The 292-nt window shown below is 72.9% G+C and carries 1 pseudogene; it reads right to left on the bottom strand.

The annotated features are described in order from the left end of the window. Positions 1-254, bottom strand: a pseudogene (locus ACWD04_RS31715) (hypothetical protein); the annotation flags it as partial. Positions 255-292 lie beyond the last annotated feature (38 nt).

Below are 292 nucleotides of genomic sequence, written 5' to 3' on the forward strand. Positions count from 1 at the left end.
GTCGCCCCGTCCGGCGTCGAAATCGACGTCACACCGTCCGGCGACGTCGTCTGCACCAAACCGTTCGGCAACTCCTCCCGCACCGAACCGTCCGGGAGTGTCTCCCGGCCGCCGTTGCTCGTGCGTGTCGTCCCCTCGGGTGAGCTGACACCCGGAATCCCGAGTGCGCCGAGGCCGCCGACGGCGCCCGGATCGGCGAGCGGACCACCCGGCGACACCGACGTCGTACCCTCCGGGCCGCTCGAGGTGGACACCGGAGTCGCCCCCTCCAGGCCACCGAGTGCGCCGAGGC

Source organism: Streptomyces sp. NPDC002911 (assembly GCF_053591835.1).